Annotated in this window: 17 protein-coding genes; 12 read left to right on the forward strand and 5 right to left on the reverse strand. The window is 33.9% G+C overall.

Features of this window, described 5'->3' with window-relative positions; translation table 11 throughout:
- Positions 1-59 precede the first annotated feature (59 nt).
- The 11 genes from F6U93_RS09070 to F6U93_RS09120 all read left to right on the forward strand — a co-directional run bounded on the left by F6U93_RS09070 (position 60) and on the right by F6U93_RS09120 (position 9,858).
- On the forward strand, positions 60-296 hold the full coding sequence (locus F6U93_RS09070) for a DUF7218 family protein (protein ID WP_150939013.1): 237 nt from the start codon (positions 60-62) through the stop codon (positions 294-296).
- Positions 297-339: 43 nt separating this feature from the next.
- Positions 340-1,365: an AI-2E family transporter gene (locus tag F6U93_RS09075; protein ID WP_150939015.1), complete on the forward strand. Its 1,026-nt coding sequence runs from the start codon at positions 340-342 to the stop codon at positions 1,363-1,365.
- Positions 1,366-1,499: 134 nt separating this feature from the next.
- Positions 1,500-2,144 carry an NADPH-dependent F420 reductase gene (locus F6U93_RS09080; protein ID WP_150939017.1) on the forward strand — a complete coding sequence of 215 codons (645 nt, stop codon included), beginning with the start codon at positions 1,500-1,502 and terminating at the stop codon, positions 2,142-2,144.
- Positions 2,145-2,224: 80 nt separating this feature from the next.
- Positions 2,225-2,818: an SLC13 family permease gene (locus F6U93_RS09085; protein WP_150939018.1), complete on the forward strand. Its 594-nt coding sequence runs from the start codon at positions 2,225-2,227 to the stop codon at positions 2,816-2,818.
- Between the two features lie 12 nt (positions 2,819-2,830).
- The gene (locus tag F6U93_RS09090; RefSeq protein WP_150939021.1) at positions 2,831-3,724 is read left to right on the forward strand and encodes a mechanosensitive ion channel family protein; all 894 of its coding nucleotides are present in this window, start codon (positions 2,831-2,833) and stop codon (positions 3,722-3,724) included.
- A gap of 273 nt (positions 3,725-3,997) precedes the next feature.
- A complete protein-coding gene (locus tag F6U93_RS09095; protein WP_150939030.1) occupies positions 3,998-4,327 on the forward strand; it encodes a hypothetical protein in 330 nt (109 codons plus the stop codon).
- Between the two features lie 299 nt (positions 4,328-4,626).
- Positions 4,627-5,151, forward strand: a complete 525-nt coding sequence (locus F6U93_RS09100) for a helix-turn-helix domain-containing protein (RefSeq protein WP_225312634.1) — start codon at positions 4,627-4,629, stop codon at positions 5,149-5,151.
- A 17-nt stretch (positions 5,152-5,168) separates the two neighbouring features.
- Entirely contained in the window at positions 5,169-5,615 is a 447-nt protein-coding gene (locus tag F6U93_RS09105) for a response regulator (protein ID WP_150939033.1), read from the forward strand.
- A 6-nt stretch (positions 5,616-5,621) separates the two neighbouring features.
- Positions 5,622-8,216: an ATP-binding protein gene (locus tag F6U93_RS09110; protein ID WP_150939035.1), complete on the forward strand. Its 2,595-nt coding sequence runs from the start codon at positions 5,622-5,624 to the stop codon at positions 8,214-8,216.
- Positions 8,217-8,483: 267 nt separating this feature from the next.
- Positions 8,484-8,627, forward strand: coding sequence for a lmo0937 family membrane protein (locus tag F6U93_RS09115; RefSeq protein ID WP_150939037.1), 144 nt, complete (start codon positions 8,484-8,486; stop codon positions 8,625-8,627).
- A gap of 202 nt (positions 8,628-8,829) precedes the next feature.
- Positions 8,830-9,858 carry a helix-turn-helix domain-containing protein gene (locus F6U93_RS09120; protein ID WP_150939039.1) on the forward strand — a complete coding sequence of 343 codons (1,029 nt, stop codon included), beginning with the start codon at positions 8,830-8,832 and terminating at the stop codon, positions 9,856-9,858.
- A gap of 137 nt (positions 9,859-9,995) precedes the next feature.
- Here F6U93_RS09120 and F6U93_RS09125 read toward each other — a convergent pair whose 3' ends face one another.
- The 5 genes from F6U93_RS09125 to F6U93_RS14660 all read right to left on the reverse strand — a co-directional run bounded on the left by F6U93_RS09125 (position 9,996) and on the right by F6U93_RS14660 (position 15,219).
- The gene (locus tag F6U93_RS09125) at positions 9,996-12,806 is read right to left on the reverse strand and encodes a TonB-dependent receptor domain-containing protein (RefSeq protein ID WP_150939042.1); all 2,811 of its coding nucleotides are present in this window, start codon (positions 12,804-12,806) and stop codon (positions 9,996-9,998) included.
- Positions 12,807-12,821: 15 nt separating this feature from the next.
- Positions 12,822-13,538: a DUF547 domain-containing protein gene (locus F6U93_RS09130; RefSeq protein WP_150939044.1), complete on the reverse strand. Its 717-nt coding sequence runs from the start codon at positions 13,536-13,538 to the stop codon at positions 12,822-12,824.
- A 427-nt stretch (positions 13,539-13,965) separates the two neighbouring features.
- A complete protein-coding gene (locus tag F6U93_RS09135; protein WP_150939046.1) occupies positions 13,966-14,418 on the reverse strand; it encodes a hypothetical protein in 453 nt (150 codons plus the stop codon).
- 64 nt (positions 14,419-14,482) lie between these two features.
- Positions 14,483-14,992: a peroxiredoxin-like family protein gene (locus tag F6U93_RS09140; protein ID WP_150939047.1), complete on the reverse strand. Its 510-nt coding sequence runs from the start codon at positions 14,990-14,992 to the stop codon at positions 14,483-14,485.
- 83 nt (positions 14,993-15,075) lie between these two features.
- Positions 15,076-15,219, reverse strand: coding sequence for a hypothetical protein (locus F6U93_RS14660; protein WP_191963491.1), 144 nt, complete (start codon positions 15,217-15,219; stop codon positions 15,076-15,078).
- A gap of 417 nt (positions 15,220-15,636) precedes the next feature.
- Between F6U93_RS14660 and F6U93_RS15005 the strand changes: the two genes are divergently transcribed.
- On the forward strand, positions 15,637-15,798 hold the full coding sequence (locus F6U93_RS15005; RefSeq protein ID WP_225312642.1) for a four-helix bundle copper-binding protein: 162 nt from the start codon (positions 15,637-15,639) through the stop codon (positions 15,796-15,798).
- Positions 15,799-15,800 lie beyond the last annotated feature (2 nt).

Consider the following 15,800-nt stretch of genomic DNA (forward strand, 5'->3'; position numbering starts at 1 on the left):
TAAAGCCCTCAAAACTTTATATCGATTTTTGCAATTATGAGAATCTAAAGCAGAATATTATGGCAGCGGATATTAAAAATGAAGAACAATATGAAGCCCTGAGAGAGAAGGGTTATAGTAAAGAAAAATCGGCAGGTATAGCAAATACCCCTGACGCCGGAAAGAAAGGCGGAAAAGCCAAAACTTATGAAGAACGCACTAAAGAAAACCTCTACGAACAAGCAAAAAAAGTTGATATTGAAGGGCGCTCTAAAATGAATAAATCAGAGCTTATAGAAGCCTTAAGAAACAACTAATTAACACTATTCCTATAATTAACACTATACCTAACCAACCTATATGAACACCATCGCACCTAGAATTATACGACAAATTTTTATTTTGCTTCTCATTATACTTATTGGAGGCTTAATTTTTAAGGAAATGACGCCCTATTTATCGGGGGTGTTAGGGGCGATAATCATGCATGTTTTACTACGAAAATTGATGTCTAAACTCGTAAAAGGTAAGGGTTGGTCTCCAAATTGGGCGGCTGGTCTGTTAATGCTCTTGTCTTTTATTGTGATTTTACTACCTGTAGCAGGAATTGTTGCGATGCTAGGTAATAAAATAGGTGCTGCGGTTAATAACTCTGAAAAAGTATTGGTAGCTGTTCAGTCAAAACTAGATGACTTTGAAAGTCGTTTTGGTTATGATTTAACCTCTCAAATAGACACTGAAGCCATTTCAGGCTGGGTTTCAGAAAATTTACAAGGCTTAGTAGGTGGTACATTTACTTCTTTTATTACGGTTTCTATCATGTATTTCTTATTATACTACATGCTTACCAACAGGAAACAATTACGCGAATCCTTATTTGATTATATACCCATTAGTGGATCCAGTTTAAATATTATAGGTACAGAAACCCGGCAAATGGTAAGAGCTAATGCGATTGGGATTCCTTTAGTGGCATTAGCACAAGGTGTCGTGGCCTTAATTGGATTTTTAATTTTTGGAGTTGAAGACCCGTTTTTTTGGTCGGCCATTGTGACCTTTGGTTCTATGATTCCTTTTGTTGGGAGTATGTTGGGTACTATTCCGGTGTTTATCCTCATGTTATCTCAAGGAGAAACTTTTCAGGCTTGGGGCGTTTTAGTATATGGAATTGTAATAGTGGGATCCACCGATAACCTGATTAGATTATTTGTGCTTAGGAAGTTAGATGACGTACACCCTTTAATTACGCTTTTAGGAGTTATTGTAGGTTTACCATTATTTGGTTTCGTCGGCTTGATATTTGGACCACTTTTAATTAGTTTATTCCTAATCATTGTACGCATTTATAAAAAGGAATATGGTAAGGGTGAAGAACATACGCTTTAGATAACTGTTTTGCCTTTGTTTGTTATCGGACTAAAGTTTTATTGCATTCAGCTAATGGTTGAACAGATTAGGTTTTACTTTAATGCATAACTAATTTAAAGACTTTGGTGTCTTTCAAGAAAGGTAAAGCAATCATGAAGATAGGAATTATAGGAAGCGGTAATTTAGCAGGGAGTTTAGGGAAATGTTGGGAACAAATAGGGCATGAGGTGCTGTTTGGAACTGAAAACTCAGACCACCTTCAATCTGTTTTGAATGCGGTTGGTAAAAAAAATGCAGTAGTCTTTAGTGTAAACGATGTGTTTGAAGCTAATGCTGATGCTTACTTGCTAGCCATGCCGTTTAAATCCATTGAAAAATTAGCTGAACGCTATGCTGGGACTTATGAAGGAAAAATCATTATAGATGCGACAAACCCAGACCCAGACCTTGATGGTGCTATAGCCGATGAGGTTTTGAAAGCGAACTACAATGCTTCCGAGTATACGGCCGTTAAATTTTCTACTGCTAAAATTGTGAAAGCGTTCAATACCATAGCTCCCGAAGATTTAGAAACTGAAACTTTCCGAAGTCATCATCAAATAGCGATTCCTTATGCCGTTCAAGATGCTGAAAGCAAACATGTTGTTGAGAAACTCATTCAGGACATAGGGTTTGATGCCTTTTATATTGGTGATTTAAGTCATACCAATATTATGGATCCGCATCAGGCGCTATATAGAAAATCACTAGAGCGTCCTGAACTGAAACGATTGATTGAATCTGCACGAATTTTTTAAAATAATCAGAAAAATTATTATCTTTTAAATTGTTAATACACTTAGTGTTAGCTAAGGATTAAGCTGTTAAAATAAATCGTATGACTTTAGAAATTATTTTAATGTTCGTGGTGCTTCTGGTAACAGTTTTGTTGTTTATTTTTGAAATTTTTCCGGTTGATAAGATTGCGTTTTTTGTAATCATATCTCTTATTTTGTTGGTGACAAGAAATTTAGATTTAGCCAAAGTATACAAAAAGGTAAATTGGCAAATCTTTTTCCTATTAGCAGGTATGATTCCTCTGGGGGTTGCCATGCATAATAAAGGAGCCGATATGTGGATTTCAGAAAAATTATTGGGCGTTTTAAGCGACCAGCCTCATTATGTAACAATAGGGGTTTTATTTTTAACCTCCATGCTGCTTAGTGGTGTGATTAGTAATAATGCTACAGCTATTATTATGACGCCTATTGCTATTGCTTTGTCTCAAGGGATGGGCTTAGATTTTAAACCGTTCATTTTAGCGGTGTTGTTTGCATCTAACTTTAGCTTTTTTACGCCCGTTGGTTATCAAACAAACACCTTAATATATAGTGTAGGAAATTATAAATTCAAACATTTTCTTGTAGTTGGTGGAGTGCTTAGCTTAATCCTTTGGCTAGTAGCTACTTTTCTACTGTCGAGAATGTTCTAAACTTTTAAAACTATGGAAGACATATTTGATGTGGGGAATGCCTTTAATAAATTATGGGAGAAACTAGAAGGTTGGTTAGATACCATCATTTTAAAATTGCCAAATTTTATTTTGGCGGTTCTAATCATGTTTGCTACTTATTTTATTGCTCGCGGTGTTAGAAAATTACTGCTTAGGTTTTTATTAAACCGTATCAGTCAAAAATCCATTCAAGATATTCTGGCTAAAATCGTCTTTTTAGCGGTGATTTTAATTGGTTTTTTTATTGCACTAGGCGTTTTAGAACTCAATAAAGTACTCACCAGTATACTTGCTGGTGCCGGTGTGGTTGGTCTTGCTATAGGTTTAGCCCTTCAAGGCACATTGAGTAATACGGTGGGAGGCTTGGTGCTTTCTTTTATGCCTAAAATTAGGATAAACGACTATATTGAAACTAGTGAAGTTAAAGGCTTTGTCTCAGAAATTAGCTTGCGTAACATTGTTTTACGTCGCCCAGATAATAATTATACCATCGTACCCAATTCTAAATTTGTAGATAATTCCTTTACAAACTATTCATTGAGTGAACGCAGTCGTATTACGGTAACCTGCGGTGTTGGTTACGAGAGCGATTTACAGGACGTGGAAGATTTAGTCGTTAAAACGATTTCTGAAAATTTCAAACAAAAATCAGGGGAATCTGTTGAGTTTTTCTTTACGGAATTTGGAGACAGTTCTATAAATTTTATGACACGTTTTTGGATTGATTTGGTGAAAAATAAGCAAGAGTATGAAGCCAGACATAAAGCCATTAAACTCATAAAATCTCAATTTAATGCCAATGATATTAATATTCCGTTCCCAATAAGAACCTTAGACTTCGGTAAAAACAGCCTTCAAATTGGTAAAGATCAAGAAGAGGATTAACCTGGTGTTTTGGATAGTGTTAAACAAAAAATGGGTTGCGTCAATCTATCCTAGATTTTTGTGTGATCTTGTGTTTAAAGAATAAAAGATAAATCTGACTATCTGTAAACGATCATGAAACTAAAAATATTATGAATTTGTCATTCAGAAGGAGTTACGACTGAAGAATCTTTCAATGATTCATGAGAACCCTCGATTCCTCGGAATGACATTTAACACAATGAGCTATGTTTATAGATATATAATAAAATAAATCTGAAAAAATATAAAGTCATGGCATTAGCAAAAAACGAGAAGGATTACATTAGAATTTATGAAGACAAAGGGTATACTGCTAGTTTCAGAATTCAAAATGAAAAACTTATAAATAACAATAGCAAAAATGCGTATCAGCCTGAAGATGTAAAAGTTGTGGCAGAACACCGGTATGAAGGGATGAGTAACCCTTCAGATATGTCAATTCTGTATGTTATTGAAACCAATAAAGACGAAAAAGGTACGCTTCTTACGGCTTATGGTCCAAGTGCAGAACAAGAGACGACCGAGTTTTTTAATAAAATTCCGCAATCAAATATATCAAACTGTAAAAATATTAATAATTAAATAGTAGCTATTTAAAACAATCCATTAGGTCTAGGTTAGTAGCATATCTATAAGGGTGCTCATCTCCTTTCTTTTTAAAAGAAAAGAGGTGAGTTTTTTTATGGTCTAAATGCAATTAAAAAATAGTCTTGTCAAGTCAAAAGCGTTCCTAAGCTTTAATGAATATGCTATGCCAAAGTCCGATTCTGAATAAAAAAATCAATTATTAGAATAATTTCGTATATCTTTCGTACACCAAAGTACAACCTGAAAAAGATAGGGCTCAGATGAGGTTTTTTGTAAAATACGATTTTAATATCATGTGTAAGACTTTTCTAAAAGAGCATCTCAATGCTTTAGGAATATCGTATGCTTTAAATAGTATTAACGAGCTTACCATTACCGAAGACCTATCTCCAGAGAAAGAAAAAGCCTTAGCAGAAGCCTTACAACGCTATGGGATTTCTATAGAAAACAATCAGAAAACGACTTTGGTAGAGCGAATTAAAAGTGCTGTGGATAGCATGTTACGTGATCATGCACACAGTTCTGTAAAGCTTTCCGATTATTTAGCTGAAAATTTACATTATTCGTACGCACATTTATCGGCTGTTTTTTCTGAAAACACCTATTCGTCGATAGAAAATTATGCGATTCTAAGACGTGTAGACCTAGTAAAAGAATACCTGTGTAATACCAATTTAACCTTGACGGAAATAGCCTTCAAGCTAAATTATAGCAGTGTGGCTCATTTATCGGGGCAGTTTAAGAAAACAACCGGATTGACGCCAAGTACGTTTCAGCGTATTATGAAAAAGAAAATAAACCATTCACAACCCAATTAAACACACTTCTATAGTATATGAGTGAAAATCCCTTAAACATTGTTCTAGCTGATGATGACGACGATGATAGAATGTTATTTAGCGAAGCTATAGATGAAATTGCGATTCAGACCAACCTAAAGCTATTCAACCATGGTCAAGAGCTTATGGATTATCTAAATACGGCCGGTAGCAACCTTCCTAATTTAATTTTTTTAGACCTCAATATGCCTATAAAAAATGGCCTGCAATGTTTGAAAGAAATACGTAGCAATACAGCTTTGAAGGATTTATGTGTTGCTATTTATTCTACATCTTCTTCTGAAGTCGATATTGAAGAAACATTTTTAAATGGGGCAAATATTTATGTGAATAAGCCCAATAACTATAGTAAATTGCGAGAAGCTGTAGAGAAAGTATTGCAGCTTAATTGGCAATACCATACATCTAACCTAAATAAAGACACCTTCCTATTTCGTATTTAAAATTATATGGATTTTAAAAAAGTATATACTTCTACAAAAACCTATATTATCTTATTGATAGCAGCCCTTGCTCTGCTTTTATTTACTGCAAGTACCGCCTACAAGCAAATTATACGCATGCAAGAATCGGCTGATGTGGTTGCTCAAACTTTACATGTTTATAATGCTATAGGTAGCCTTACAGAGCATTATACCCGTGCCGATTCTGAGGAGTTTAGAGATGAGCTCTTAGAGGATGAATATTTAAGTCACGCCCTTAAAAAGTTTAAAACAGAAGGGGTGGCAGTATTAGATACTCTAAAAACACTCACTTTAGAAAATGATTCTCAGCAGGCGCGCTTACAGCCACTTGAATCTCTGTTTAATAAAATGAATAACCAGCTTCACGTGCTGGATACGCTCAATATAGCGAATGATCAGGTGTTTTTTGAAACTAAAGAAGCTCAAAAAAATAAAATAGATAAAACCATTGCAGATATTCGCTTGCTTAAAAATCAATTACTTGCCAATGAAAAGTACCTCATGCAAGAGCGTGAAGCCAACTATGCGTCTTATAAATTTATGGCGCCTGTCACTTCTTTGGTTTTAGCTTTTTTAGCCCTTTTTATATGTGTCTTATCTTTTTTAAGGGTGTATAAAAACAAACTCCGACTGAAACAATCGGAAGCTTTTTTGAGAAATATTCTTGCTACAACAGATAATATTATAAATTATTTTGAACCTGTTTTTGACGAAAATGATAATGTTATTGATTTTACGGTGATTTATGCAAATGACTGTAACCGCGATTACTTGGACTTAGACCCAGAGGAAATTACTGGAAAATTGGCATCTGAAACCTTTCCGTTTTTCATGACAGATGGTGTGTTTAAAGAGTTGTTAGAAGCTTATCACGAGCAGACCAAAGTAAATTATGAAAAAGAAGTTGTTGTAGACGGCAAAAAAGTTTGGTTTAATTGTTTGGCAACACCTCTCACAGAAGGTGTTTTGCTTACGGCAAGAAATACAACCCTCGAGAAAGAGTCCCATACTGCTCAATTAGTCTTTAAAAAACGCTTAGAAAAGCAGAATTTAGAATTGTTAGATAGTCGTGCGTTTTTAAGTAATATTTTTAAAAGCATTATGCATATTGTGTTGCACTTTAAAAGTATTAGGGATGAAGCTGGGAAAATTATTGACTTTGAAATTCTATTTGTTAATGAACGCATCAGCCCGGTTACTGGTGATATTCCACAGGAAATAAAAAACAAGAAAATTTCTAAAGTTTTTCCAGAGATGGTAGAAGCAGGTATTTTTGATAAATGGGTTGAAGCTGTTGAAAACGAAAGGTCTGTGCAGTATGAAGTACCTTATCATACTAATGATGAGATGCGTTGGTTTAGTGCTACGGCCATTAAATTGGGAGACGGTGTTACCGTAACTGCTAGAGATATTACCGAGGAAAAGGAAAAATCTGATGACCTAATAAAACTTAATGAAACACTCACCATTCAAAATTCCATATTATCAGATGCTGAAAGTCTGGCTAAAATTGGAAGTTTTGTTTGGGATATGGATACACATGTGACTGAGCTTTCAGATAACTTTTATAGTATGTTGGGTTATGAACCTAGAGCTTTTCCGTCTACCGAACTAAAGTATCGTGAATTCATTCACCCTGATGATATGGAACTTTATGAAAAGAGATTGGCTGATATTCTAAACAACATAGAAACTACCGAACATACCTACCGTATTGTGACCAAACAAGGTGAAATTAAACATTTTAAAACCAACGGACAATTTGTAACCAAAAACATGAAAACAGTGATGATTGGTGTGGTGCAAGATGTTACCGAAAGTATAGAAGCCGAAGTGCGTTTGGTAAAAAGTAACCTGCGTTTAAAACAAAGCAATGCCGAACTGGAGTCTTTTAATCGTGTAGCCAGTCATGATTTACAGGAACCCCTGCGTAAAATACAATTGTTCATCTCAAGAATTGAAGACCGAGAAGGCGACCAGTTTTCTGAAAAGGGACGATTTTATTTTGGAAAGGTGACTAATGCGGTTTCGCGTATGCAGTCTCTAATTATAAATTTATTAGCCTATTCCAGAATTGATAGCAGTAAAACAGATTTTGAAAAAATTGATTTAAACGACATTCTTTGCAAAGCGGAAGACGACCTGGCCACACGTATAAAAGACACTGATGCTGAGTTGATAACCAATAAGCTTCCAAAAATAAAAGGGGTGGTGTTTCAAATGGAACAGTTGTTTACTAACCTAATATCTAATGCTTTAAAATATAAAAGTCTTGATCAAAGACCGAAACTAGAAATTAAATATAAAAAAGTAAGTGCTTCAAAATTACCTGACGGTTTCGTAGCCCTAAGAAAACGCTATCATAAAATTACCTTTAAAGATAACGGTATTGGTTTTGATACCGAGCATGCCGAAAAAATCTTTGAGGTCTTCCAACGCCTTCATCAAAAAACAGAATACTCAGGGAATGGTATTGGTTTAGCCATTTGTAAAAAAATCGTTGAAAATCATAACGGTTTTATTTGTGCCAAAGGGCTGACTGGAGAAGGAGCTACTTTTATTGTTTACTTACCAGCTTAATTCTTTTTGTTAATCCTCCTTCACCGCATATAAAGCCCAAACTAGGGTTTGGTATCTTGTTTTATTCAATCTAAACCATCAAGAGCCACTTGTTTTCGCTGTGATTAAAATGCAATCTTAACGTTTTTTAACAGTAAATCATCTCAAAACCAATAGTTGTATAACACAATCCGAAAGTTGCATAACACAATTGATGGTGTTCCTATCGATCTTTGTAATGGAAGTTTTAAATAAGTATTTAACCATTTAAAAGGAAGTTCAGTTACCATGTTAAAAACCACAGGTATCATCATTATTTTTTGTTTAATCTTTTGGGCTATTGGCTTTTTTGTTTTTAGCGCAGGATTGATTATTCACCTCTTATTGATTGCCGCTGTAGTTGTAGCTTCACTTAAAGTACTTGAAAACTAAAACCTCTATTATACCAATTATAACCTAAAATGAACCCTATAATTTGTTTCTATTAAACACATATTTCAATAAAAAATAAAACCGTAGCGCTGCTATGCTTTTATTTTTTTTTCATATGAATCCAATATATTCCAAATTATTTAGGGCGCTTTTTAAATCATAATTGGTAATAAACGTAAAATCAAACTTAAAATATAATCTTATGAAAACGACAAACCTAAATACCAGCACCATTGAAGCCATGTTCAATCAGTTAAAAAATAATTTTGGTGGTAATGTAGAAAAAGAATCCAAAGAATACCGTTTAGAGTTAGACAATGACATGGCAGTAGGAAGCATTCAAGGTATTGCACTAGCTGGTGGCATTGCTTATGTTGATTTTGATATGACCTTTTCTGAAAACACCACACTGCTAATAAATACACCCAATAAAAACCCGATATATTTTGCTTATTGTTCTGCCGGAAGTATGGCGCATAGCTTTGGGAATGCAGGTGAAAAAAATGAGTTAAATAGTTTTCAAACAGGAATTATTGCGAGTCCGTCGGGTGATGATAATGTATTGTATTTTAAAAAGGATGAACGCTTAAAAGTGACTTTGATTTCGGTGCAAAGTACTAAGCAAGCTAGCAATACTAAAAAAGAAGGCTTAAAAGGCAAGCTGTATAAAACTTTCTTTAAAGATGGATCATTAAAAAACTATGTTTACATCGGTTCTCAAAATCTAAAAATTGCTGAGAAAGTAGAGCAAATTAAAGCCATTAAGCAGGAAGGTCTGGTTAAAACCCTTTTATTACAAGGTTTGGTGCATGTTATTTTAGCTCTAGAAATTGAGCAGCACACTGAAGATGTTAAAAACACTGAAAATCAGTTAGGCGGATTGACAACAAGAGAAATGAAAGCGATTAGAGCGGCTTCAGCACATATTGAAGCACATTTTGATGATCAGATTTCTATAGCACAGTTATGTTCAGAATTTTCGATTTCACCATCAAAATTACAGGAAGGCTTTAAATTAATGCACGGACGTACCGTAACTGATCACCTTAGAACAGTGCGTGTGACAAAAGCGGAAGATTACTTGAAAAACACCGATATGAATATTTCTGAAGTCGTTTATAGTATTGGTTTTTCTAGTAGAAGTTATTTTTCTAAAATCTTCAAAGAAAGTTATAACTGTAGCCCTAGCGAATATAAAATGGCACAGCGTGAGTTGCCAATTTCTGCCTAAGATTAAGATTATTTAAGATTATTTAAGATTATATATATAGTCGTATAGACTAAAAAAGGTCGTTTGAAACTAGTTTCAAACGACCTTTTTGTATGGTTATTCTCTTAATAACTTTAAAAAGAGAAGGCTTCTTATTCTTATGGATTATAAATTAAAGAAAGGAAATAAGTTTGACCTATGCTTCCTGATCCAATAACTTGAATGTATTCTTCACCAAATAAATTATTAGCAGAAGCTTTGATGGTTGATTTTATTGCAGGAATCGTATAACTAATTTGAGCATCTAAAACAACGGCTTCAGATATAGTTCCAGTAGCAAAAGGAGAAATCCATTCGTATTCAGAGTTCCATCTGATATTTGTGTTAAAACCAAAGTTGTTAAATAGTCTTTCTGAACCAAAAGTGAATTTCGCGGCATGCTCAGGCGTGTTAAATTCAGGAACAAAATCTGGATCTATAGTTTCGTTGTAATCTAACAATTTGGTGTAGTTGTAAGATCCGTTAATAAAGAATTTTCTAAATTTTCTTTCTATACCAAATCCTAAGCCAATAGTTTCAATTGGTACTTCTGCATTAGTGTAAACCTGGTGCGTTAGAAATTGTTGTGAAAGTATTGCTGCTCCAATTCCTCCATATTCTGGAGCTATAGAAGAATCAATAAAGTATGGTGTAACGACCTTTTTGGTGTATATAAAGTCAGTATACTTGTTGTAATAAGCATTTAAATCAAAAGTGAATTTTCCAATACCTGCTCTATATCCAAGTTCGAATGATTCCACCTTTTCAGCTTTTACCGCTTCAACTTTTTTAATTTCAAGTAAGTCTATGGCATCTTGAGGGTTGCTTGCTGGATTAAAGCTGTTAGCAAATCGCTGTACCGAACCAACAGAAAAAGAGCTATCATAAATATAATTTCCTGTTAAATCTACAGTTTGTGGGTTTGGACCTAGTAAAGGATTACTAAAATTAATGATCTGTGAGTAGTTTTCTAAATTGTCTTTAGCTGAACCTACCAAACTAATGAAACCATAGTTGGCACCATTGTATAAATCACTTGACGTAGGATTTCTAAATCCAGTTTGGAATGAAGCTCTAAGGTTACGTGTTTTTTTCTTACCTAATGCATAATTTACAGATACTCTAGGAGAGAAACTGCCTTCTAATTCTGATAGTTTATCATATCTCACAGAACCAGTTAGTTTTAAACGTTCGTTTAATAATTTCTTTTGAACCTGACCATAGACGCCATAAACATTGTAAGTTATCTTGTCGTTAGCATCATTAAAAACGGTTCCTTTAGAGTTTAGGCCGTACTCTTTAAAAGTTCCACCTAATTGAATTTCGGCAAAATTTATAAGGTCTCTAAAGTTGTAATTAACATCACTTTGTAAAGTGTAAGATTTATCTTGAAATCTAGATCCATTTGTTAGGTCATTACTTGTGCTTACCTCATTGAACGCTGCATCAAACTCATCGGTTCCAGGTTCAAAACGAGCTACACCTCCAACAGAGGTTGGTAGGTTCCCTGAATAGCCATCTACGTCATTGTAATCGGCAAATTCACGAGCCATAGTTATTAACGTGTTGTTGTCAAAAGTAGGGTTGTCGTTTCTTATTTCTTCTAGGGCATTATCGAAATCTTGAAACCACTGGTTATTTGTTTTGGCTTTTTTGTTTAAGTTGATCGCTGTTCTTACCATATCATAAGAATCTCCAGCATTATCTGTAGTGTAATACGTTCTTAAAGTGAAATTCTTTGTTGTATAAGCTAGGCTCGATTGTAAAACCAAGAAGTTCTTTAGTGTGGCACGTGTGTTTGTACCACTAAAGTTGGTACTACCATATGATACTTTTTGTTGTAATTTAATTTCAGAATCATCAGTAGGTTTGATGTGAAAAGAAATGTCACCATTAAAGTTTTCAATTTTACCATCATTTAAATCAGCATCATTATATCCAGTTCTACTTACTGGACCGATAACAGTATTTCCTGTAATTTCATCACCATAAATGTTTACAGCGTCAAAATATTGAATTGAAGGTAACCCGATATCAACAATATTTTTACTGCTTGTGTCATTTGCAGTCCAATCTGTTCCATTGATATAGCTTAAGTTAAGTTTAATAGCTGTTTGGCCTCCTAATTTGGCAGCCCATCTTAATCCAAGATCATTAAAAGCATTAAGGCCAGCTGCTTCTTGATTGGTATATCCACGTGTATAATATGCTGATACACCTGTTTTTTCAAAAGGACTTATACTGTTAATGAACATAATACCATTAAAGGCATTAGCACCATATAATGCCGATGAAGCTCCAGGTAGAATTTCTATATTCTCTACATCTAATTGATTCACACCTAATGAGTTACCAATAGAGGAGTTGAAAACTGGAATGGTGAATTCAGCACCATCAGCAAGTTGTAAGAAACGTGTGTTGGTTCCTTGGGCAAAACCACGAGTGTTAATGGTTTTACTAACTAAATTGTTGCTATTAAGCTGTACTTCCTTGACATTCACTAATTCATCATAAAAGTTAGGACTTGTCCCGTTTAATATAGATTCTTTAGAGAGTGTTTCAATGGTAACTGGAGTTTCAATCTTTTTTTCTGTTGTTCTAGAAGCGGCTACTACGACCTGTGTTAAATCGGTAGTCTTTTCCTTAATCATTTGAACCAGTAAATTTCTTCCGTCTTTATAATCAAATAGTGTTTTTGTTAATTCTTTGTATTCAATGTAACTAAAGCTAACATCAATAGGGTAACTGCCATTGTATTCTGTTCTAAATTCACCTGTAAAATCAGATGTTGTTATAAAAGTATCGTTTAAATAAACGTTTACTCCTGTTAATGGCATGCCATCTGCGCCGATAATTTTTCCCTTAATTATGCTTTGGGAAAATGATGAGAGACCTACTAATAAAAGCAGAGTTGTAATTTTAAATTTCATAGAGTTTGGTTATTGTTAATATAATTCTTTGCTTAGAGTCCAGTCGAAGCTAGAATAGCTTATATTGGTGTCGTTTGTAATCTGTTTGTCTTCTAGGTATTTATTTATAAATGAGTTTAGGTCTTCAAAATCTGAAGCATGCCACTTAAATATTGGTGATAGTATAGCTTCATTGGTAGTTTTTGAAAAATAGTTTTTACTAGAGTCATTTATAAAGTTCTTAGCGGCAGATTCCAATTGTAGTTCTAATGTTTCTGCAGAGTAAGGCTCTCTACTTAATTTTGGTGAGGACATAGAAGTGTTGTTTAGTGCAAAATACATTCTAGGATCGCCCATTTCTTCTATCATGATATTTTCAATATCGTCTAAAGAAACTTTTTGCCCATTAATATTAATGAATTCAATGTTGAAGGGTGCTTGAATGTATTTTATAGATTTTAACGGGTAGTAGTCAGATACCAGTTTGAGCATGTTAAAATTATACACGTTAATCCAATAAGCTTTTGTTTCTGGTTTGGTCCAGCTGTTATTTGGGGTTATCTTAGACAATCCGACAACAATCTCATTTAGAGATTCTTTATTTTTTACTAATTTTTCATATTTAATAAACCCTTCATTTGAAACATGCTTCTTAAGAAAATCCTTTAGCTCAGAATTGTCAATGGACTGAGAATGTCCCAAGCAGCATAAGAGTATGATTAGTAGGCTGGTTAATTTTCGTTTTAAGTTCATAGTTAATAATTTGGTTTTTTTAGTGTTAATTTTTTAAAAGACATGTAGGTTCTTTAGCCATTGATATGGCTTAAATAAAAAAGCAGCAGCAAAAATATATATTCTATGCATGCATAGTTGTTTAAAAGTTATTTATGCGAAACATTTAATTTTGGGAAAGAAATATTATGATGTTTAAAAAAATCAGTACAAAATTATAGTAGTATCTTAATCTGATTCGGTTTTTGCCTCATAATATATACAACAACAAGTTAAAAACTGTAGGCGTAATCTGTAGTGAGTTTGCATTTCATCGAATAAAAATCCTATTAAACGTTTAATGAAAAGTTAATTTTAGAATTTACTTGCGGAAAGTTCTTGTTATAAAAAAAAATCCTTCTGAAAACATCATGTTTTCAGAAGGATTTTTTTAACCATTAACCATTAACTAAACAAACTTTTCATCTTCAGTTGTAGATGATGTTGTAGGTGATTCGCCGTTAGGTTTTTTTTCAAGTCCTGCAGAATCAACCCCGAAAAACTGAAGGATTTCCGATCGGCCTTCAATTTGCTTCGCATTTGCGCCGACAATGGCTATAGGTTTCTGAAGTAACTCCGTGTTGTTGTTTAAAATTTTAAGCCAATCATCACAGTTAAAATCTTCGGTATTACCAAGGTCTTGATCCCCAATGGTAAAAAGTTTGTTTATAGGTTTTTTTAGCGCATCGGTAAGCTCTACCCAAATGGTGTCACCTAATTTTTCATTGCTAATATCTATAACTTCAACTTTCTTGTCTATGCCTTGAATGTATCCAAGAACTTGTTTTCCTAGGTGTGACTTTGAGCTGTATATGTAAGTCAGTTGTTTTTTATCTCGTGCTAAAATTGACATGTTTTTCATGGTTTAAAACTTTAATTATTAAGGTGTGTGTTTCAGGTGAACGGAAATACTGTTGTGGAACTTCTTATTTTCCGCCGCGTGCTGGGTAATCATTTTTAGTAACAAAATCAATAGCATTTAATATGTCATCCATAGGTGGTCTAGCAAACGGCATGGTTTGAATTGAACTCGCATAGAGTGAAAAATCTGGACGAATGATAAATAATCCAGGCTCAGAGAATTCGTCAGGCTCTTTATCTGAAATGGCTTCAGAAATAAATAAGCCCCAATTTCTGGCTTCTTTTATAGATAGTCCGTATGCTATAGGCAATTTAGAGATTCCCCAGTCTTCAGCTGATTGTTGTGCACGTTCTTGAGTGTCGCAACTCATGGCGATTAAATTAACACCACGTTCTTCAAATTCTGGAAGTTTTTCTTCTATTTCTTGCAATTGTTTTTTACAAACGGGGCAGTGTAGTCCTCTGTAAAATACTAAAATGATGAAGCTTTTACATTTTTGAGATTTGAGATCCCAGTTTGAGCCATCGGTTAAGGGTAAGCTTAATGCGGGTACTTCTGTTTTTGGAATTGTCATGTCTTTTATATCTTTATTTTTTAGGTTCTATATATGAAAACTCCCCGTTAAGGGAGTTTGATAATTAGTATTTTATACTAATGTTATTTTTTATTTTGTTGTTCCTTAATGGTGTTTTTGTCTATATCAAAAGTGTTATTTTCAATGTCAGTATGACCATTAGGGTTTGTTGGGTGTTTTTGTTCCTTCTTAGGTTTGAACTTTCTTTTATCTTTTATTTCTCCCATTGTTCTATGTTTTATAATGTTATTAATATTTAAGACATCACTTTGATGTACAACTAATTTACATAACAAATACTCATAGTCTTAACGCTTATCATAAGAATATTAACTCATTCGTACTGAGTCTTATGTGTTGAAAATGAATGCGATACGCGTTAAAAATCTTGAGTTTTGCGTTAATGCGGTTTAATACCTGTAGTTATCTTTAAGTACTATTAATTAGAAATAATAACGGTTGAATTGAATATGAATTAAAACTTAAAATATGGGACGGTGTTATGAAAGTTGTATTGCAGCTTGACAAAAATGCTTAACCGAATGTCAAAAATGCCTTTCTGAAATGATGGGTAAAGAAAGTAAAAATGATTGTCAACCTGTTGTATGCTTTGTGTAGAAGCTTGTATGTTATTTATAAAGTTTATGATTGCTGATAGCCCTTTTGCTAAAAAGTATTGTAGGCTATGTGCTGAGGTTTGTGAGTGGTGTGCCCAACAATGCCAACAACACGATCACGAACATTGTCAAGCCTGTGCAGCGGCTTGTACAAAATGTGCTCAAGAATGTCGTGTACACATGGTTTAAAA

The organism is Pseudotamlana haliotis (genome assembly GCF_008806375.1).
Classification (GTDB): Bacteria; Bacteroidota; Bacteroidia; order Flavobacteriales; family Flavobacteriaceae; genus Pseudotamlana; species Pseudotamlana haliotis.

Bases quoted from the DNA above. Each gene is read 5' to 3' on its own strand.
- F6U93_RS09070 (WP_150939013.1), top strand. From the start codon at position 60: ATGGCAGCGGATATTAAAAATGAAGAACAATATGAAGCCCTGAGAGAG.
- F6U93_RS09075 (WP_150939015.1), top strand. From the start codon at position 340: ATGAACACCATCGCACCTAGAATTATACGACAAATTTTTATTTTGCTT.
- F6U93_RS09080 (WP_150939017.1), top strand. From the start codon at position 1,500: ATGAAGATAGGAATTATAGGAAGCGGTAATTTAGCAGGGAGTTTAGGG.
- F6U93_RS09085 (WP_150939018.1), top strand. From the start codon at position 2,225: ATGACTTTAGAAATTATTTTAATGTTCGTGGTGCTTCTGGTAACAGTT.
- F6U93_RS09090 (WP_150939021.1), top strand. From the start codon at position 2,831: ATGGAAGACATATTTGATGTGGGGAATGCCTTTAATAAATTATGGGAG.
- F6U93_RS09095 (WP_150939030.1), top strand. From the start codon at position 3,998: ATGGCATTAGCAAAAAACGAGAAGGATTACATTAGAATTTATGAAGAC.
- F6U93_RS09100 (WP_225312634.1), top strand. From the start codon at position 4,627: ATGTGTAAGACTTTTCTAAAAGAGCATCTCAATGCTTTAGGAATATCG.
- F6U93_RS09105 (WP_150939033.1), top strand. From the start codon at position 5,169: ATGAGTGAAAATCCCTTAAACATTGTTCTAGCTGATGATGACGACGAT.
- F6U93_RS09110 (WP_150939035.1), top strand. From the start codon at position 5,622: ATGGATTTTAAAAAAGTATATACTTCTACAAAAACCTATATTATCTTA.
- F6U93_RS09115 (WP_150939037.1), top strand. From the start codon at position 8,484: ATGTTAAAAACCACAGGTATCATCATTATTTTTTGTTTAATCTTTTGG.
- F6U93_RS09120 (WP_150939039.1), top strand. From the start codon at position 8,830: ATGAAAACGACAAACCTAAATACCAGCACCATTGAAGCCATGTTCAAT.
- F6U93_RS09125 (WP_150939042.1), bottom strand. From the start codon at position 12,806: ATGAAATTTAAAATTACAACTCTGCTTTTATTAGTAGGTCTCTCATCA.
- F6U93_RS09130 (WP_150939044.1), bottom strand. From the start codon at position 13,538: ATGAACTTAAAACGAAAATTAACCAGCCTACTAATCATACTCTTATGC.
- F6U93_RS09135 (WP_150939046.1), bottom strand. From the start codon at position 14,418: ATGAAAAACATGTCAATTTTAGCACGAGATAAAAAACAACTGACTTAC.
- F6U93_RS09140 (WP_150939047.1), bottom strand. From the start codon at position 14,992: ATGACAATTCCAAAAACAGAAGTACCCGCATTAAGCTTACCCTTAACC.
- F6U93_RS14660 (WP_191963491.1), bottom strand. From the start codon at position 15,219: ATGGGAGAAATAAAAGATAAAAGAAAGTTCAAACCTAAGAAGGAACAA.
- F6U93_RS15005 (WP_225312642.1), top strand. From the start codon at position 15,637: ATGATTGCTGATAGCCCTTTTGCTAAAAAGTATTGTAGGCTATGTGCT.